This window comes from Corynebacterium sp. HMSC074C11 (assembly GCF_001809455.1).
Taxonomy (GTDB): Bacteria; Actinomycetota; Actinomycetes; order Mycobacteriales; family Mycobacteriaceae; genus Corynebacterium; species Corynebacterium amycolatum.
Genome location: NZ_KV797740.1, coordinates 325471 through 343337, shown reverse-complemented (window position 1 = coordinate 343337; position 17867 = coordinate 325471). Strand labels below are relative to the sequence as shown.

17 protein-coding genes are annotated in these 17867 nt (G+C 59.2%); 11 read left to right on the top strand and 6 right to left on the bottom strand.

The annotated features are described in order from the left end of the window. The first annotated feature begins 3 nt into the window (after positions 1-3). Entirely contained in the window at positions 4-378 is a 375-nt protein-coding gene (locus HMPREF2614_RS09855; protein WP_038627823.1) for a chorismate mutase, read from the top strand. A gap of 22 nt (positions 379-400) precedes the next feature. On the opposite strand, the gene HMPREF2614_RS09850 is transcribed toward HMPREF2614_RS09855, so the two are convergent. Next, entirely contained in the window at positions 401-1882 is a 1482-nt protein-coding gene (locus HMPREF2614_RS09850; protein WP_070560883.1) for an NAD-dependent succinate-semialdehyde dehydrogenase, read from the bottom strand. Positions 1883-2106: 224 nt separating this feature from the next. On the opposite strand from HMPREF2614_RS09850, the gene pgi reads away from it, so the two are divergent. From pgi to HMPREF2614_RS09825, 5 genes are all read left to right on the top strand, one after another. Beyond that, entirely contained in the window at positions 2107-3744 is a 1638-nt protein-coding gene (pgi, locus tag HMPREF2614_RS09845; RefSeq protein WP_070560880.1) for a glucose-6-phosphate isomerase, read from the top strand. Positions 3745-4146: 402 nt separating this feature from the next. After that, positions 4147-4902: a 3'(2'),5'-bisphosphate nucleotidase CysQ gene (locus HMPREF2614_RS09840; protein WP_070560878.1), complete on the top strand. Its 756-nt coding sequence runs from the start codon at positions 4147-4149 to the stop codon at positions 4900-4902. A gap of 16 nt (positions 4903-4918) precedes the next feature. After that, positions 4919-5755, top strand: a complete 837-nt coding sequence (locus HMPREF2614_RS09835) for a thymidylate synthase (RefSeq protein WP_070560876.1) — start codon at positions 4919-4921, stop codon at positions 5753-5755. Positions 5756-5778: 23 nt separating this feature from the next. Continuing rightward, a complete protein-coding gene (locus tag HMPREF2614_RS09830; protein WP_070560874.1) occupies positions 5779-6309 on the top strand; it encodes a dihydrofolate reductase in 531 nt (176 codons plus the stop codon). A 139-nt stretch (positions 6310-6448) separates the two neighbouring features. Continuing rightward, positions 6449-6727 carry a mycoredoxin gene (locus HMPREF2614_RS09825; protein ID WP_038627805.1) on the top strand — a complete coding sequence of 93 codons (279 nt, stop codon included), beginning with the start codon at positions 6449-6451 and terminating at the stop codon, positions 6725-6727. 121 nt (positions 6728-6848) lie between these two features. Here HMPREF2614_RS09825 and HMPREF2614_RS09820 read toward each other — a convergent pair whose 3' ends face one another. Together HMPREF2614_RS09820 and HMPREF2614_RS09815 are read right to left on the bottom strand one after the other, a co-directional pair. Next, positions 6849-8258: an NAD(P)H-quinone dehydrogenase gene (locus HMPREF2614_RS09820; RefSeq protein ID WP_038627803.1), complete on the bottom strand. Its 1410-nt coding sequence runs from the start codon at positions 8256-8258 to the stop codon at positions 6849-6851. A gap of 75 nt (positions 8259-8333) precedes the next feature. Then, entirely contained in the window at positions 8334-9584 is a 1251-nt protein-coding gene (locus HMPREF2614_RS09815; RefSeq protein WP_191622307.1) for a M20 family metallopeptidase, read from the bottom strand. Between the two features lie 172 nt (positions 9585-9756). On the opposite strand from HMPREF2614_RS09815, the gene HMPREF2614_RS11080 reads away from it, so the two are divergent. Continuing rightward, entirely contained in the window at positions 9757-10440 is a 684-nt protein-coding gene (locus HMPREF2614_RS11080; RefSeq protein ID WP_141737476.1) for a hypothetical protein, read from the top strand. A gap of 9 nt (positions 10441-10449) precedes the next feature. Here the strand turns inward: HMPREF2614_RS11080 and upp are convergent, their stop codons facing one another. After that, positions 10450-11085, bottom strand: a complete 636-nt coding sequence (gene upp, locus HMPREF2614_RS09800; RefSeq protein ID WP_049171962.1) for a uracil phosphoribosyltransferase — start codon at positions 11083-11085, stop codon at positions 10450-10452. A 347-nt stretch (positions 11086-11432) separates the two neighbouring features. Here upp and HMPREF2614_RS09795 point away from each other — a divergent pair, with 347 nt between their 5' ends. The 3 genes from HMPREF2614_RS09795 (at position 11433) to HMPREF2614_RS09785 (ending at position 14170) form a co-directional block, all read left to right on the top strand. Next, a complete protein-coding gene (locus HMPREF2614_RS09795; protein WP_070560868.1) occupies positions 11433-11753 on the top strand; it encodes a hypothetical protein in 321 nt (106 codons plus the stop codon). After that, positions 11753-12796 (top strand): C40 family peptidase, encoded by a 1044-nt coding sequence (locus HMPREF2614_RS09790; protein ID WP_070560866.1) that lies wholly within the window; start codon positions 11753-11755, stop codon positions 12794-12796. Before HMPREF2614_RS09795 ends, HMPREF2614_RS09790 begins: the two co-directional genes overlap by 1 nt. Positions 12797-12928: 132 nt before the next feature. Then, positions 12929-14170: a hypothetical protein gene (locus HMPREF2614_RS09785; protein WP_038627792.1), complete on the top strand. Its 1242-nt coding sequence runs from the start codon at positions 12929-12931 to the stop codon at positions 14168-14170. Between the two features lie 30 nt (positions 14171-14200). Here the strand turns inward: HMPREF2614_RS09785 and HMPREF2614_RS09780 are convergent, their stop codons facing one another. Next, positions 14201-15430, bottom strand: coding sequence for an adenosine deaminase (locus tag HMPREF2614_RS09780; protein WP_070560864.1), 1230 nt, complete (start codon positions 15428-15430; stop codon positions 14201-14203). 156 nt (positions 15431-15586) lie between these two features. Between HMPREF2614_RS09780 and HMPREF2614_RS09775 the strand changes: the two genes are divergently transcribed. Then, entirely contained in the window at positions 15587-16837 is a 1251-nt protein-coding gene (locus tag HMPREF2614_RS09775; RefSeq protein ID WP_038629395.1) for a D-alanyl-D-alanine carboxypeptidase family protein, read from the top strand. Here the strand turns inward: HMPREF2614_RS09775 and HMPREF2614_RS09770 are convergent, their stop codons facing one another. Next, positions 16838-17863, bottom strand: coding sequence for a YhjD/YihY/BrkB family envelope integrity protein (locus HMPREF2614_RS09770; protein WP_070560862.1), 1026 nt, complete (start codon positions 17861-17863; stop codon positions 16838-16840). Positions 17864-17867 lie beyond the last annotated feature (4 nt).

Genomic DNA, 17867 nt, shown 5'->3' with positions numbered 1-17867 from the left:
ACTATGAGCGAAAACCCTGCGGACACTCCCGCCGCACACACCGACAACACCAACGGCGCTGAGCACAGCCAACAGGCTGCGGCAGTATCCCCTTTTGAAGTCCGCACCCCCACCGGCACCGATGACCCGTTGAGCTCCGCGGAGATCGAACAGTACCGCAAGGAAATCAACCGCCTTGACGGGCTGATTATCGATGCCATTCAACGCCGCACCGCAATCAGTAAGGCCGTCGGCAAAACCCGCCTGGGATCTGGCGGCACGCGTCTCGTGCACGGCCGAGAGGTGCAGATCATCAACGAGTTCCGTGACGCCCTTGGCCCAGAGGGCCCAGCGATCGCATCGGCTCTGCTGCGCATGGGACGCGGTCGCCTGGGCTAACCCTCGCCAACTACCTGTCCGGCTAGCCTTCCAGGGAAATCAGCTTTTCCTCTAGGAACTCATCAATACCGGTGAAGCCGCCCTCACGTCCAAGGCCGGACTGCTTGACACCACCGAACGGCGCCGACGGGTCCGACAGCGAGCCTTTATTGACCGCAACCATGCCGGACTCCAACGTCTCTGCCGCACCAAGTGCCTTGGTCAGGTTCTCACTGAACACATACGCCGCCAGACCAAAGATAGTGTCATTTGCCTGCTCAATCGCACGGCCATCGTCCGTGAAGGTCGTCACCGCAACCACCGGACCGAAAATCTCTTCGCGGACAATATCCGCATCCTCGGGCACATCAGTCAGAACTGTGGGCTCGAAGAAGTAGCCGCCGGAAAGCGCGCCGCCGAGATCTGGGATCTTGCCGCCGCACTCTACCTTCGCACCGCGCTTGACCGCATCGTCAACCAGATCACGAACCTTTTCCTGCTGATCGCGCAGTGCGAGTGGGCCAAGATCCGTGGCAGGATCGGTACCCTCGCCCAACTTCAGTTCCGCAAAACGCTTGACGACGCCCTCGACGAACGCATCCTTCTTGGATTCATGAACAATAAAGCGGTTCGGCGCGATACACACCTGGCCGCCATTGCGGAGCTTGGCGTCACTGACTGCCTGCACAGCCTTATCAACATCACCATCAGAGAGAATGACAAACGGAGCATTCCCGCCGAGCTCAAGGGAAACTTTCATCGAAGTTTCCGCGGCCTTCGCAGCGAGCATCTGGCCAACTTCGGTGGAACCGGTGAAGGTGAACTTGCGCAGGCGGTCATCGGAAAGGAGGGCCGAAACGTTGGCTGAGTGCCCTGTTGGCAGGACGGAAATCACGCCTGCGGGAACACCGGCCTCGATAAGTAGTTTGCCCAGGTAGAGCATGGTCAGAGGAGTTTTGGACGCGGGCTTAACAATGACCGGGCAGCCGGCGGCGAGTGCCGGGGCGATCTTGCGAGTACCCATAGCCAGTGGGAAATTCCACGGTGTAATAGCCAAAACCGGGCCGACCGGCTGCTTAATCACCGCGACGCGCGAGGTTCCGCTCGGAGAAATTCGGTAGTCGCCAGAGATACGCACGGCCTCCTCTGCGAACCAACGGAAAAACTCGCTACCGTAGCCGACCTCGGCCTTGGAATCCGGCAACGCACGGCCCATTTCCAGGGACTGCAGCTGGGCCAACTTGTCTGCATCCCGACGGATGAGTTCAAATGCACGGTAAAGAATCTCGCTGCGCTTGCGGGGCGGGGTTGCCCTCCACTCCCGCTGAGCTGCGACGGCGTCGTCAAGCGCCTGCCTGGCGTCCTCCTCTGTGGCGGAAGCGACCTGGACCAGCGGCTTATCTGTCGCGGGGTTAACGACATCGAAGGTCTCACCATTCGACGCGGGACGGAACTCGCCGCCGAGGAGAAGGCCTGTGGGGACATCTTTGAGGATGTTGTCGTAATCAGGGGTGAAATCAGTCATATTTTCCAGGGTAGGTGCCTTTGCTGAAGCGGGCTAGGGGCTCGTAGGTGGCGGATGGTCGACGGATGGTCGGCGCATAGGCGAAGCATAGGCATCGCGGAATCGAGTTGCCAGCAGATTGTGGTCACGCCTGATCGAATACTGTCGCCCGGCGAAAGCGCCAAAACGCAACTAGTCTGGGGAGGTATAAAGTGCATTTCGTCAAAACTCACCTGGGAGCAGGAATGACTGTAGATATCACCGCAACCGAACAGTGGGCTCAGCTGGCTAAGCGCGTGGACAATGTTCGCGCCACCTCGCTGCGTGAGCTTTTCGCCAATGAAGATGGCCGCACTGAGAAGCTGACTTTCGATGCGGGCACTCTCCACGTTGACCTTTCCAAGAACTTGATGTGCCTCGACGGTTTTGCCGAGCTGGTTGAGCTCGCTCGCGCCGCTGGCATCGAAGAAGCACGCGAGAAGATGTTCCGCGGTGACAAGATCAACACCACTGAAAACCGCTCCGTGCTGCACACAGCGCTGCGACTGCCAGCAGAGGAAAATCTGACCGTCGGCGACCAGGATGTCGCTGCCGACGTGCATGAGGTGCTCGGCCGCATGCGCGACTTTGCTCGCAGCCTCCGCAGTGGAGACTGGCTGGGATACACGGGTCACACTATTAAGACTGTGGTCAACATCGGCATCGGTGGCTCCGACTTGGGCCCGGCAATGGTGACCAAGGCGCTGCGCACCTACGCCACTGCCGGCATTGATGCCCGCTTTGTCTCTAACGTTGACCCATCTGATCTACATGCGGTTCTGGATGAGGTCGATCCGGAGTCCACGCTGTTTATCGTCGCTTCCAAGACCTTCACCACGCAGGAGACGCTCTCCAACGCTCACGCAGCTCGCCGCTGGCTTATCCAGCAGCTGGGTAGCGAAGAAGCCGTCGCCAAGCACTTCGTTGCCGTTTCCACGAATGCCGAAAAGGTCGCCGAATTCGGCATCGACACTGAGAACATGTTTGGCTTCTGGGACTGGGTCGGCGGCCGCTACTCCGTCGACTCCGCCATCGGTCTGTCCATCATGGCCGTCGTCGGCCCGATGGACTTCATGCGCTTCCTGCAGGGCTTCCGCGCAATGGATGAGCACTTCCTCAACGCTCCGCTGGAGCAGAACGTGCCAGTGCTGATGGGCATGCTGAACGTCTGGTACTCAAACTTCCTCGACGCTCAGTCGCATGCCGTGCTGCCCTACGCTGAAGATCTCTCTCGGTTCCCGGCGTACCTTCAGCAGCTCACCATGGAATCGAACGGTAAATCCGTGCGTACCGACGGCAAGAGGGTGGACTACAACACCGGAGAAATCTTCTGGGGTGAGCCGGGAACGAACGGCCAGCACGCTTTCTTCCAGCTCCTTCACCAGGGAACTCGCCTGGTTCCGGCTGACTTCATCGGCTTTGCCCGTCCACGCCAGGATCTGCCGACGGCATCCGGCGAAGGTTCTATGCACGACCTGCTGATGAGTAACTTCTTCGCGCAGACCAAGGTGCTGGCCTTCGGTAAGACCGCGGATGAAATCCGCGCAGAGGGCATTGCCGAGGAGCTCGTGGAGCACAAGGTCATGCCGGGCAACCGCCCGACCACGACCATCATGGCCGAGGAACTGACCCCGGACGCAGTGGGTGCACTGATTGCACTCTACGAGCACATCACTTTCGTCGAGGGCATTGTCTGGGGTCTGAACTCCTTCGACCAGTGGGGCGTGGAGCTGGGCAAGCAGCAGGCTGGCGACCTACTGCCTGCTGTCACCGGTGAAGTTGCACCGGATTCAGGCGATGCTTCCACCGATGCGCTGCTGACGTGGTACCGAGATAAGCGCTAACGGCTCTTAGACAGCTGGCCTAAATAGCTAAAAGTCCGCCCTCGGCTTGAACTGATTCTCGCCGGCGCGGACTTTTGTTATTTGTATCCCTCTAAATCTTCACCGCGTAACCGTCAGCGCGATAGCCCTTAACAATCTCCTTGCCAAATGGGAAGCAGGTCACCGGAATCATCTTGACATTGGCCACAGGCCACCGAACAAAAGCCAAATGATATTCAGCAAGGTCTTCATGCCACTTAAGTCTAGTCAGGATGCGTAGTCGGCAACTGGAGCTAGCAAGGCTCAACTAACACCTGCGCAAGGTCTGGAGCTAAGCCAATGAGGCCACCTGGCTGCGGTGAGAATAAGTCGCGGCATCTCGTCGTAAAGCGGGGTTGGGAAAAAGTGAATAGTATCTAAGTCATGTCTGCCTACATTGAAGATGATGTTCTTGCCTATCGACTTGCCGTGGGCGCCAGTGAAATTCTCAAGGGTGTCCGCAACGTAGGCCTGCTGCGTGGCCGCATTCTGGGAGATGCCGGCGACGCACTGGCACAGGAGTGGATTGCCCGCGTACTGGAGCAGCACCGTCCGGACGACGGACTGCTGTCGGAGGAAGCCGCGGATAACCGTGAGCGCCTGGACTCAAAGCGGGTGTGGATTATTGACCCACTCGATGGCACGCGTGAGTTCGCTTCGGGCCGCCAGGACTGGGCAGTTCATGTCGCTCTGGTAGAGGACGGTCAGCCGACCCACGCTGCTGTTGGTCTGCCGGATCACGGCCAGGTTTTCCACACGGGTGAGGCCAAGGCTGTCCAGGGGCCGCGTGCGGGCAAGATTGTCGTATCGCGTACTCGCCCACCGGCTGTGGCGAAGTACGTCGCTGACAAGCTGGGCATGGAGCTGGTGGAGATGGGCTCCGCTGGCGCGAAGGCAATGCACGTGCTGCTCGGTGACTACGACGCCTACATCCACGACGGTGGTCAGTACGAGTGGGACTCGGCAGCGCCGGTTGGTGTCGCTAAGTCCGCTGGTTTGCATGTCAGCCGCCTAGACGGCTCCGCGCCGACCTACAATAATGTCGATACTTTCCTGCCGGATATGCTGTTCTGCCGACCGGACCTGTCGGAGGAGATTCTGGCAGCGGTGAAGGAATTCAAGGATCAAGAGCAGAAGTAGGTAAGTTAGGGCGGCTATGACCGACTCCACTGACATCACGACACAGCCTCATCAGGGCATTCAGACTCCGTACGAGGATTTGCTGCGCGAAATTCTCGCTGACGGAGCAGCGAAATCAGACCGCACTGGCACGGGCACTCGCTCAGTGTTCGGCCGCCAACTGCGCTTTGATCTGAGCGAGGGCTTCCCACTGATCACCACTAAAAAGGTGCATCTGAAGTCCATCGTGTACGAGCTGCTGTGGTTCCTCCGCGGCGATTCAAACGTCCAGTGGCTTCAGGACCGTGGAGTGACTATTTGGGATGAGTGGGCAGACGACAACGGCGACCTCGGCCCGGTCTATGGCGTGCAGTGGCGCTCCTGGCCCACTCCGGATGGGCACCACATCGACCAGATTGCACAGGCGCTGGAGACTTTGAAGTCCAACCCGGATAGCCGCCGCAACATCGTCAGCGCCTGGAATGTCTCCGAGATTTCCAATATGGCGCTGCCGCCATGCCATCTGCTGTTCCAGTTCTACGTCGCAGATGGCAAGCTCAGCTGCCAGCTCTACCAGCGCAGCGCGGACATGTTCCTGGGCGTGCCATTTAACATCGCTTCCTATGCACTGTTGACGCACATGATGGCGCAGCAGGCGGGCTTGAACGTTGGTGAGTTCATCTGGACCGGTGGTGATTGCCACATCTACGACAACCATATTGAACAGTGCGAACTGCAGGTCTCCCGTGAGCCACGCCCCTACCCCACGCTGAAGCTTCGGAAGGCCGACAGCATTTTCGACTACGCTTACGAGGACATCGAGGTCATCGGCTACGACCCGCATCCTCTGATTCGCGGTCAGGTGGCTGTCTAAGTCAGCGAAAGGTGAGTGTCGACATGAACGAGTCCACCGCTTCCACCAGTGCAAGGCCCCCGTTTGTAGGGATGATTTGGGCGCAGTCTCGGGCCGGCATTATCGGCGACGGCGCGACTATGCCCTGGCATCTGCCTGAAGATCTCCAGCATTTCAAAACAACGACGATGGGCGCACCAGTCATCATGGGGCGCCGCACGTGGGACTCGCTGAATCCCAAGTTCCGTCCACTCCCGGGTCGTCGAAACATCGTCCTTTCACGCTCCGTGTCCGATTTCCCCGGCGCTGAATCCGCAGCCAGTCTCGAAGCGGCACTCGCAGCCGTCGCCGACGAGCCCGCAGCATGGATTATCGGAGGTGGGCGTGTCTATCGCGATGCACTTTCGCTTGCCGACGAATGCGTGGTCACCGACATTGATACTGATGTTAATGTCCCGGTACCGGTCATGGCTCCCGACCTCTACGACTGGGTCCGCATTGAGGATGGCCCGTGGCAGACGTCAACGACCGGCCTACGCTACCGCTTCTGCACGTGGCGGCGTCTGGAGGATTAGCTTCCTTTAAAAGCCTCGGAAGGAAAGCCTCCGAAGAGCATCTGGGAAGGCTGCCTAGCAAGGCTCTGAGGTGGGGCTACTGCCCGGCGGACGTATTGCGCAATGGAATATCGGCCTTGGTCCGCGCGTTGGACTAAGTATGACTGATGTGAAGACTCCACAGACCACCGAACACGTGACCATTTACGCTGCGGCCTGGTGCCCTTTCTGCCAGAACCTCATTGCTGGCCTGAAGGAAAACGGCACTCCGTTTGAGGCTTGGGACGTCGAAAAGCACGACGACCTTTCGAAGTGGGTTGAGTCCGTCAATGACGGCAACCGCGTTGTGCCGACTGTGCTGTACTCCGATGGCGAGCACGCCACGAATCCGTCTGTGGAGGAAGTCACCGCTAAGTACGCTGAACTCTCCAGCAAGTAAGCGCAGCATAAGCGCATCGGTACGTTCTTATTGCACAACCAAAAGCCGAGCCCCACTTTCGGGGCTCGGCTTGTTTTAATTACGAGTGCGGCCGGTCATGCTGCCAGTCGCGATACCAGCATTAATCCAAATCGTCGTGTGCCATCAGCTGACGAGCAGCCTCAGTAATCGAGCCAGACAGCGACGGGTAGACAGAGAAGGAGCTTGCCAGGTCATCGACGGTGAGCTGGTTGGAAACACACACAGCAATTGGCAGAATCAGCTCCGAGGCGGTCGGAGCGACCACCACACCACCGATAATCATGCCGGAATTCTTACGGCAGAACAGCTTGACGAAGCCGTGGCGCAGCGAGCGCATCTTCGCACGCGGGTTACCTGCCAGCGGGAAAACCTCAACACGAGCGGAGACCTCACCGGACTCAATCTGAGCCTGGGAGACACCAACAGTCGCAATCTCCGGGCGGGTGAACACTGCCGAGGAAACGGTGCGTAGGCGAATTGGCGAAACACCTTCACCGAGGGCGTGGTACATCGCAATACGACCCTGCATAGCTGCAACGGAAGCCAGCGGGAACAAGTCGGTGCAGTCACCGGCAGCGTAGATACCCGGCACGTTGGTGCGGGAAACACGGTCAACGTGAATGTGGCCAGACGGGGTCATTTTCACACCACTTGCGTCCAGACCCATATCCGCAGTGTTCGGAATCGATCCGACGGTCATCAACGCGTGGGAGCCGAAGACCTCACGGCCGTCGGAAGTGACGACGCGAACGCCGCCGTCCTCAGTGCGTTCGACAAGATCACAGCGGGCGTTCTTCACAACGTCCACACCGCGCTCCAGCAGGACCTCCTCCAGGGCATCTGCAGCGTCAGCATCCTCGTGCGGCAGGATACGGTCACGCGAAGCGACCATGGTGACCTTCACACCCAACTCGGTGAACGAGGATACGAACTCAGCGCCGGTAACACCAGAACCGACCACAATGAGGTGCTCCGGCAGCTCCTCCAGTTCGTAAACCTGACGCCAGGTCAAAATACGGTCACCATCAGGAATCGCACCCGGCAGAATACGTGGGGACGCACCGGTGCAGACCAGCACCAGGTCGGCTTCAAGAGTGACCTCGCCGCCCTCGAGCAAGTCGACGGTGACGTAGTGAGTTACACGGCCCGGGTCGTGGTCATCGAGACGACCGCGGCCCTGCAGCATCTTGATGCCCTCGCGCTCCATCTGTGCGCGAACATCGTCAGACTGCTGCTGCGCCAGGCGCTTAACGCGCTCGTTGACCGCAGTGAAGTCGATTTTACGCTGGGAGAAGTCCGGGCGAAGACCCATCTCGTCCGCACGGCGCATATCGGTACGAACGCCCGTCGCCGCGATGAAGGCCTTAGAGGGAACGCAATCCCACAGGACGGAAGAACCGCCCATACCGGCATCCTCAACCACAGTGACTTCAGCACCGTACTTGGCGCCAACCAGCGCTGCTTCGTAGCCGGCTGGGCCGCCGCCAATGATTACGATCCTCTGTGCCACAAATCCTCCAAAGTTGCCGTGGATATCACAATGTAACTACCGCGGGAGGCATTTTCCCCGCTTTGCCCCAATATTCTAACGGACAGTCATGGTTGGCTGCGCGCCATCCTCATAGCGTGCGACGATGCCAGCGAAGAGTTTCACACCAACGCCCAGGCAACGCTCGTCCACGATTAGATCATCTCGGTGCAAATCGTGCTTGTCTCCACGACCGGACCAGCAGCCCAGACGAGCCATCGCACCCGGGACGTGCTCGAGATACCAACCGAAGTCCTCGCCGCCGGACGACTGTGGGGCCTGAATGACAGCATTCTCGTCCACTCGTCGCACCGCTTCCGCAATCAGGGCGGTGCAGTATTCGTCGTTAAGCACAGGCGGCACGCCACGCTCGTAGTTGATGGTGCAATCGGCGCCGGTCGGAGCGAGGACCTGTTCAATCAGTTCGCGCACAAGTGGATCGATGTCGCGCCAGGTCTTGATGTCCGCGGTGCGCAGGGTGCCACTGACGCTGCCTTCCGACGGAATCGCGTTGTGCGCGTACCCGGAGTGAACGGAGCCGAACGTCAGCACGGTGCCCGTACGAGGATCGACGCGTCGCGACAGCAAGCCCGGCAAATCTACAATCAATTTACCCAGCGCATAGACAACATCGGCCGTCATCTGCGGACGAGAGGTATGCCCGCCCGGACCATGCACCTGAATCTCCAGGGTGTCGGCTGCAGAGGTGATGGCACCTGTTCGAACGCCAACGTGACCGACACGTAACTTCGGCTCACAGTGGACAGCAAAAATACGTTCAACACCATTGAGCGCACCGGCAGCGATAACTTCGGGCGCACCGCCAACCATGACTTCCTCTGCCGGTTGGAAAATGAAACGCAGCGGAGTAGGCAACGTGTGCTTCTCGTGGTACTCAGCCATGGCCAATGCCGTCGCGAGCGTAATCGCGGTGTGAAAATCATGCCCGCAGGCATGCATGACGCCATCGTTGGTGCTGGCAAACTCCAGCCCCGTGGTCTCAGTAATTGGAAGCGCGTCTATGTCACCACGGAAAGCGAGACGCCCTGGGAGTTCACCTCCGGCGTCACTACCGGCGAGTTCGGCTTCACCAATGTCAACCATCAAGCCGGTGTTGGGAAACAGCACTGGTTTCAGCCCTGCAGCACGCAGCTTCTCCTCCACAAAAGCCGTGGTGGCGTGCTCCATGTGAGATAGCTCTGGGTGCGCATGAAGATGCCGCCGCCACTCGAGAATCTCGTTCGCATGCTCGGCCCACCAGTGCTTAATAAACTCCTCAATCACAACTCTCCAGTGTAAGCGCTCCATCGACAGGCCGTAACAAGAGGCCTACCGACGACTGGGCCAGCGATAGCAGTGGCCGGCAAGCGCTTGAATATCAGCGCCAGACGTACACATGACCAGGAGTCACTTCTTTAACTTTGACCTCTTCAATTATCAGATGTTTCACATTTTGAGGAAGTCTGCGATGATAATAGGCATGTCCGGCAATGGCACACCTAAGTCTCTCAGCATCCCCATCATCATCGTGGCCACAGCACTCGTGGTCGTCATCGGCATCGCCATCGGCCTGTCGCTGAACAATAGTGATGAGCCCCAGCGTCCGGAGGTCCCCTCCTCCTCGCAGCCGACGTCGCCCAGTTCGACACCGCCGTCCTCGACGAGTTCGACTTCTACGAGCAAGACGACCACCACGACGACAACTACGTCGAAGACCTCCGAGACGTCGTCAAGCACGCCGAGCACTTCGACATCTTCCTCGTCGTCGACGCCGAGCACCACGTCTTCGTCATCCACGACGACGAGCTCCGAGCCGACATCAGCTCCGGAGGGACAGGACTTCGGTACTGGGCGCTCCGACCTGGACGGCCTGGGCTTCGTGGGCAGCTCCGCACGCTGCGACAGCGGCGACCGCGCTTTTGCTGTTGTCGCCGCTGAACAGGGAATTAAGGCTGCTGCTTGTGAGACACGCTCCGGCGAGAAGTACTACCGCTCGGATACACCACAGGGTTCCGGATCGATGGACATCATCGTCGATGAGGGCGACCGCGTTGTTGCACAAAACGGCTCGTACAAGTACCAGATGTCCCCCGACGGAGTTCTTGTGACCAAGGACAACGAGGTCGTCAAAAAGTACGCTGCAGAAGCCTGGGGCACTGCCTAAGAGATCAACTTAAAGATCAATGTTGCGGGGACCGTAGAGGCGGTCGCCCGCATCTCCCAGCCCCGGCACGATGTAGGCATCCTCGTTAAGATCCGGGTCCACCACAGTGGTGACAAGACGCACCGGGAAACCGGATTCCTTCAAGGCGTCGACACCCTGCTGTGCGGAAATGATGCACACGGCCGTGATGTTGTCCGCTCCGCGATCTGCCAACAGCTTCAGGGCATGCAGCAGTGAACCACCGGTTGCCAGCATTGGGTCGACCAGGAAGACAGTGCGCCCGGACAAATCCTCCGGCAGCGCCTCGAGGTACGGCACCGGCTCATGGGTTTCCTCATTACGAGCCAAGCCAATAAATCCCACCTGCGCATCCGGAATCATCGACAGCGACGGATCAATCATGCCAAGCCCCGCACGAATGACGGGAACAATAATCGGCGGATCCTGCAGACGGTAACCCGGCGCGGTGGTGATTGGGGTCTGAACATCGAAGTTATCGACGGGCAGCTCCCGGCTTGCCTCGTAAATCAGCATTGCGCCCAGATCGGCGAGTGCCGCACGGAAGCCCGCGTTATCAGTGCGCGCGTCGCGCAGAATGGTCAAACGTGACTGTGCCAAAGGATGGTTGACAACGGTAATCTCCATGCCTTCCAAAATACATTGCTTTGCTTTTGCCGCTCTGGTGCCGGCATCGCAAGTTTCTGAAAACGCGTTCCGCAAAAAAGATGGAACCGAATCGGCCTTTTTCGCGCCTAACAATACGAGGGCTTTTTACTGCGCCCCATTTGTGTAAGCCCGCTTACTACCAAATCCACTTGCCACTCAGTCGCCGTCCGAACCCTGCTAGCCGTTCTGCCACAGCACTGAGTGTTTAACCACACGCGAATTTCCTAGAGAGGCCGTAAATCTTGTCCCGTCCATCACCGCACAGTCCCCACAGCCAATCATTTCTCTCTCCGGCCACTAGCGGGAATGACTCAGTCTTTACGCTGGTGCCAGAGCTTATTTCTGCCAATGCCGCGCGCCTTGACGCATTGTCGCAGCAGGACAGCGGCACTGCCTTGGACATCAGCGCACTGCACTCGCTTGGCGACGTCCCGTTTGCCGGCCCCTTCTGTCACGCTGCAGCCGCTGCTCTACAGCGCCAACATGAGCATGTGGCTGAGCTGAATGAGTACGGCACCAGCGCTGCTCGTGCACTGAACGCTCTTGTCTCTGCGGTGTCCACTGCTGAAGATGCAGGCGCACATGCGTTGCAGTCCATTTCACCGAAAATGGGAGCCGTTGCAGCTCGCGGGATTGGCGGTGCGTGATGCTTCCCACCAATCTACTTACGGAAGTCCCCAGCGCGATTGCACAACAGCTAAGTCCTGCCATCGCGCCCGCACTGGCAGGACTTGCTGGGGCCGCAATCCCCGCCGCGAGTACTGCCTGGCGCTCTGTGGCAGATTCCGTTGACCGCAACTGGAGCGATGGTGCTGGTTCCGGGGCAGGAGCTGCGGGAACAAGCCTCAAACAGGCTGCAAATGCGGCAGCCGACTTGGAAGCTCGCGCCGGAACCATTGACAGTGACATTGCCAAGGGCCTAGCCGCAGTAATGTCAGCGGCCACTGATTTGGCCCGGATTGCCATGGATTTTGTTACTTCCGCCATGGGCTCGCTGGCTGCGACGGCTGCGGGGCCCGCAGGTCTCGCCGCAACCGGTGCCAGCCTAGTCTCAGCGGCCAGTTCCGCGATCTCACAGGCCATTGCGCGGCTCATGAAACTAGAACAAGAACTGCGGCCTCTGGTGCAGTCGCTGATACAGCAGGCAAGCACCGCGGTGGACACCCCTGCCCCACCCCGTCCGACGCAGTTGGAGGCCCCAGCAACCACTCAAGCCGCCCTCGCTTCTACGTCTACGAACACCCCAGGATTGGCCAGCGCTACCGACGCTGCAGATGGTTCGTGGGCGTCGTCCGATTCGGGCGGCGCGCCGGTGCCTGCGGATGCGGGGGCTGGCGCGCCGACACCAGAAGCCCAAGCCGCGGTGAAAGCTGCACTCAGTGCCGTGGGAACGCCCTATGGTTGGGGCGGAAATACTCCGGGGCAGGCGCTCGATTGCTCAGGCTTGACGCACTGGGCCTACGGGCAAGCTGGTGTTGATATTCCCCGCACGGCAGAAGCACAGGCCGTCGGCCGACAGGTGAGCCAGGATGAACTGCTGCCTGGCGATCTTGCAGTGTGGGACGGCCATGTCGCCATGGTTATCGGCGACGGAAAGATGGTCGAAGCGGGCGATCCGGTACAGGTAAACCCCGTGCGTACAACCAACATCGGCATGCCGTTTAAGGGGTTCTACCGCCCGACCGGATAGTGCGGTGGGTATCTGCGTCGTAAAACTTCTAAGATAGGACTACGCAAACTTGCCACCCGTGGGGGCGCTGCAGGTATGACAATTTTTGAGTTTTAACAATCACCGACAAGCAGAAGGGCTGCGACGAAAACTATGGCCAGGAAAGGCATCGTTCCTATCGAACTCGAGCTGACCTCGGGCACCTTTTACACGTTGTGGGCTCCAAGCTGGCGTGAAGGTGGCTCCGAGTGGCAGGCTCTGCTCGGCCGCGGCGATGACATCTATTTGTTCTCATCGGCGGCAAAGCTCCTGGCTTTCCTTCAGTCGGATGCTCCTCACGACTTCACGCAGCACCCCAGCTGGCGCAACTTCAACCAGCAGCTACCGGGAGCGGCCATCGCGGCGCCACGCCACCGCTATGACCTGATTGGGCTGCCAGAAATTTTGGCTGGCCGGGCCGACTACGACCATGTTTCGCGCGCAGACCGCATTCTTGCCATCACTCGCTCGATTGGTGCGATCGCGGATCTCAATCCGATCAACCAGATGTTCGCCTCTCACTCTGTCCTGGCTGCCACACAAAATGGTGCTGATCACTTCCAGGGCGGTGGCGCCGCTCAGTGGTCAGCTATCGGCAGTGTCATCTTGACCAACTGGGACAATTGCATTGACGCTATCGACGCCATCGGCGCAAATACTCCGAACATCGATGAAGAGTCTGAAACCACTGCTGCAGTCGCACTAAAGGAAGCAGAGGCCGCGGAGCGTGAGCGTCGTGAAGCAGCGGAGAAGAAGCGCGAAGAGGAAAAGAAGGCCGCAGAGGAGACCGCCGGCGATCCGTACGATCAGACGGTGTGGGCCAACGCTGGCATCGACCCGATCAAGATCTCCATCGCTGGCCGCACGCTCTACACCTTGCGTTGTTACATGGGGCGTCGCCCGCTATTCCTGGGCAGCGCCGGTGAGATTCACACGTTCTCGCAGCCACGCACGATGGTACGTTGGCTGCTGGAGAACAAGCATCACGACATGTCGGCGCTGACGACGTGGGATGAAATCATCACTGCAGCCAACGCAGGTGAGCTAGAGGCCGTGGTGCACGAGGACAATGAGTACTCGTTTACCGGTCTGGCCGAGGATATTGAAAAGGGCCCGAACGCCGTGGACACCGCCCAGCTCGCCCGCGCGTACGAGCTACTCGCAGACGCCGCTGACTGGGCTGGTGATGATGCCGTGAACGAGGTACTGGCGGGCAATCAGCAGCTGCAGTGGCTGCTGAACTTCCTGCTGGACACCGGAGAGCTGTCCGAGCCAGTTCCGCCTTACGACGATGAGGCCAAGGGCTGGAGGCAGCTGGAGAAGGACTTGGCCGCTCGGTTTACGACCAAGATCTAGCTCCCACCCAGCAAAGCTGGCCGGCGCTGGCTAGTCCAGCGTCAGGTTCAGCTCGTCTTCGGCACCGAAACCCGCACCGTTGACATCAGTTTCGATGTCCTCGTCGCTGTTGTCGATAAGCTGCAGGTAAGCGGGGTAAATAATGGTGTCCATGATGTGTTCGCGGGTCGGCAGATCCACGAATGCATTGTTTAGCGCATTCGAGGTCAGTTCGAACAGCTCGCTGTAGCCGTAGCCGAAGTTCTCCACCAGCTCCATGCACTCCCTGGTCATGGAAGTCGCACCAATCAGACGGTTATCCGTGTTGACGGTGCAGGCGAAACTCATATCGTCGAGAAGCGAGAACGGGTGATCCGCAACGCTGTCACAGACACCCGTCTGAACGTTGGAGGTCGGGCAGATTTCCAGCGGAATCTGGCGGTCACGAATAGCGGAGGCAACCTCCTGACATTCGATGCCATCGAGGGAAGCACCGAAGTCCTCGTAGATGCGCACACCGTGCCCCAGGCGGCGAGCACCTTGCACGACAGCGTCCTGCAACGAATCCACACCGGCGTCTTCACCTGCGTGAATGGTGACCGGAATGAGGTTCTCCCGCAGCATAGTGAATGCTTCGGCGTGGTTAGCCGGCGGGAAGCCGTTTTCCGGTCCAGCGATGTCAAAACCGACAACGTACCCGTCGGAGTTCTTCCCGTAGTTGTCGATGACCAGCTGTGCGACTTCCTTGGAATTGTTATTCTGGCGCATCGCACAGACCAACAGACGTGCGGTGATGTGCTTTCCCTCAGCGGCGGCATGGGCTTCACCCTGCGCCAGGCCTTCGACCAGAGCGTCGATAACAGCCTGCATATCCAGGCCCTTTTCCAGATGGTTTTCCGGAGCGAGGCGCAGCTCAGCGTAGACAACGTTGTCGGCAGCCAAATCCTCGACGGCCTCACGCGCCACGCGCGTCAGCGACTCAGCGGTCTGCATGACGGCGCAGGTGTGCGCGAAGGCAGTCAGGTAGCTCGGCAACGAGCCAGAGTTGCCGGTGTCAATGAACCACTTCTCCAGTTCATCCACGTCGGTGGTGGGCAGCTGATCGGTGTAACCGCAGTCCGCGGCCAGGTCGATAACGGTCTGCGGGCGCAGGCCGCCATCAAGGTGATCGTGAAGCAGTACCTTGGGCAGGCTGGCGACAACCTTGCGCATCTCATCGAGATTCGATGCCGAAGACTGTGTGTCCAGAGACTGAGCATCACTGTGCAAAGAATTAGTCATAATGGCCAGACTATCGGTACTGCGCCCTCCGCTTCTACTTCACTGCCGCGGAATCGTATTTCTGCTTTGCACAAAGGCTTTCTCTCCCCCGTTTTCCCCCATCCACACACGAGAAATACGTCATTCCGAGTGACGTTTTACTACCCTTATTTCATCATGTTTCCCTCTCGCCGCTACTCGTCTGCCGTTACGCTGCTAGCCACCAGCGCTTTGCTTCTGCCGAGCACTGCCCCCGCAGCCATGGCGCAGAGCACCTCGCTTACCGACGACACTCCGATTGTCGGCCCCGCACCTGACATCCGTGACACGGAGGGCTGCCCCTACAAGACCCTCCCACCAGCACCAGTGGACTCCTCGGAGGTTCCGGCTCCCGGCGAAACATCTCCCCCTCCACTTCCGGTTCCCCAAAAACCGACTGGAGGTAGCAAAATGTCCGCCTGCGGCATTGTCAGCGGTGAGGGGTTTGACGTCCCGAAAGACCTCTCCGCCTCTGCATGGACGGTGTTCGATTTGAAATCCGGCGATGTCCTTGCGGCGAAGGACCCGCACGGCCGCTACCGTCCGGCATCGATTATTAAGGTGTTGCTGGCGATGGAGGCGCTCGAGGATTTGAAACTCGACACCTCGGTTAAAGCGACATTCGAGGACGCGAACATGGAGGGCTCTCGTGTCGGCATCGTCGAGGACGTGAACTACTCGGTAGAAACGCTCCTGACTGGCCTGTTGCTCAACTCCGGCAACGACACCGGCCACGCGTTGGCCCGCGAACTTGGTGGCATGGATAAGACCACCGAAAAGGTCAACGCCCTGGCAAAGAAATTGGGGGCGACGGATACGCGAGTGGTCAACCCGACTGGTCTCGATGCCCCGGGCCAGATGACGTCGGCATACGACATGTCACTGTTCTTCCAGCACGCATTCAACAATGAGACCTATCGCAAACTCTCGGCCACCCGCCTGGCCACCATCCCCGGAGACAAAGCTCTCGAGGTCGATGACTTCGAAATCGCCAACGACAATCAGCTGATTGCCCAGGACTATCCCGGCGCGCTTGGAGGCAAAACCGGTTTTACCGACGATGCCCGTCACACCTTCGCTGGGGTGGCTGAGCGCGACGGCCGTCGTCTCGGCGTCATCATCCTCGACGCCACTGTGGAGGATTCACCGCGCCCCTGGGAGCAGGCAGCATCGCTTCTCGACGCCGGCTTCGCGGCCCCGCAGGACAGCTCTGTCGGTGTCCTCGAAGCGGAAGCGACTGAGAATACGTTGGTAGAAAAATTGCCCGATATCCTGGACGACGAGTCAACAGGAACCGGGCTGAAAATTACTGTCAGCGCTGCCATCGTAGGTGTCATCGCATTGATTGCGATGGTCACCTACCGCTTCGGCAGACGCGATCGCGGCTAATTATTTCGAACCGAGCAGGCGGTTCAATCCGGACGGGTTGGCCGCTTCCGCACGGACGTTAATGACAGCAGGAGCAGGCGCATCCAGCTCCTCGTCGGCAAGCGCTTCTTCGGTCGTCGCGGTCCAGGCAGTGGCGTACATAGTGATGCGCCAGATGAGGTAGAAGACGACCATCAAACCGATGACCGGACCGAAAACTGCACCGGCCGGGTTCGACAGGGCGTTGGAGAAGAAAACGCTACCGAGCTGCTTGACAACCTCAAGGCCAATCGCACCGATAATCGCGCCCTTTGCCGCAGAGCGGAACGGGGCACCCCCGCGTGGCAGGAAAGCGAGCATCCAGAAGAACAGCAGCCAGTTGGCGACGAGACCAATGGCGATGGCAATCAATCCTGCGATTATTGTGATTCCCGGGACATGGGCCAGACCAATCTTGTCCAGCAGGGACTGTGTCAGTCCGGAAGAGCCGGCCGCGGTGACAGCGAAGGTCAGCAGGATCATAACCAGCATGCCCAGCAGACGCAGCAGGTCTCGAACCTTTCCCATCACGAAGTTGCTAGCGCCTAGCGGGCGCTTCCACAGCTGTGTCACTGCGTTGGAGAGGTTGCCCATCCAACTAAGACCCGACCACAGGGTGGCGATGAAACCGACGGTGAAAACGCCACCGGCCTGATCGATCGCACCTTCAATAATTGCGTTGATGGTGTCGCCCATCGACCCATCGATGGAGTCTGTGATAGCGGACTGGATTTGCTCGAGCAGTTGCTCATTACCACGCAACACAAGCGCGAGGATGGCAAATGCCGTCATGATAAGGGGGAAAATCGACAGCACGGAGAAGTACGTGACAGCGGCGGCAAAAAAGTTGCCACCCTGCTCAGAGTAGCGCTCCTGCATCCGCATAATGTGATCGAACCACGTCCACTTTTCGCGGAGGCGGTCGATTGCGCTCGGTTCATCGGCGTGTACACGCTCGATGCCATAGCGGTCCGTTCTCTTCGGATCTTTTTGAGTAGAGGTTGCCATGTCC

Excerpts from the sequence above, each read along its gene's own strand:
- HMPREF2614_RS09830 (WP_070560874.1), top strand. The coding sequence starts at position 5,779 with ATGAACGAGTCCACCGCTTCCACCAGTGCAAGGCCCCCGTTTGTAGGG.
- HMPREF2614_RS09790 (WP_070560866.1), top strand. The coding sequence starts at position 11,753 with ATGCTTCCCACCAATCTACTTACGGAAGTCCCCAGCGCGATTGCACAA.
- HMPREF2614_RS09775 (WP_038629395.1), top strand. The coding sequence starts at position 15,587 with ATGTTTCCCTCTCGCCGCTACTCGTCTGCCGTTACGCTGCTAGCCACC.
- pgi (WP_070560880.1), top strand. The coding sequence starts at position 2,107 with ATGACTGTAGATATCACCGCAACCGAACAGTGGGCTCAGCTGGCTAAG.
- HMPREF2614_RS09785 (WP_038627792.1), top strand. The coding sequence starts at position 12,929 with ATGGCCAGGAAAGGCATCGTTCCTATCGAACTCGAGCTGACCTCGGGC.
- HMPREF2614_RS09835 (WP_070560876.1), top strand. The coding sequence starts at position 4,919 with ATGACCGACTCCACTGACATCACGACACAGCCTCATCAGGGCATTCAG.
- HMPREF2614_RS09825 (WP_038627805.1), top strand. The coding sequence starts at position 6,449 with ATGACTGATGTGAAGACTCCACAGACCACCGAACACGTGACCATTTAC.
- HMPREF2614_RS09815 (WP_191622307.1), bottom strand. The coding sequence starts at position 9,584 with ATGGAGCGCTTACACTGGAGAGTTGTGATTGAGGAGTTTATTAAGCAC.
- HMPREF2614_RS09855 (WP_038627823.1), top strand. The coding sequence starts at position 4 with ATGAGCGAAAACCCTGCGGACACTCCCGCCGCACACACCGACAACACC.
- HMPREF2614_RS09840 (WP_070560878.1), top strand. The coding sequence starts at position 4,147 with ATGTCTGCCTACATTGAAGATGATGTTCTTGCCTATCGACTTGCCGTG.
- HMPREF2614_RS09850 (WP_070560883.1), bottom strand. The coding sequence starts at position 1,882 with ATGACTGATTTCACCCCTGATTACGACAACATCCTCAAAGATGTCCCC.
- HMPREF2614_RS11080 (WP_141737476.1), top strand. The coding sequence starts at position 9,757 with ATGTCCGGCAATGGCACACCTAAGTCTCTCAGCATCCCCATCATCATC.
- upp (WP_049171962.1), bottom strand. The coding sequence starts at position 11,085 with ATGGAGATTACCGTTGTCAACCATCCTTTGGCACAGTCACGTTTGACC.
- HMPREF2614_RS09770 (WP_070560862.1), bottom strand. The coding sequence starts at position 17,863 with ATGGCAACCTCTACTCAAAAAGATCCGAAGAGAACGGACCGCTATGGC.
- HMPREF2614_RS09780 (WP_070560864.1), bottom strand. The coding sequence starts at position 15,430 with ATGACTAATTCTTTGCACAGTGATGCTCAGTCTCTGGACACACAGTCT.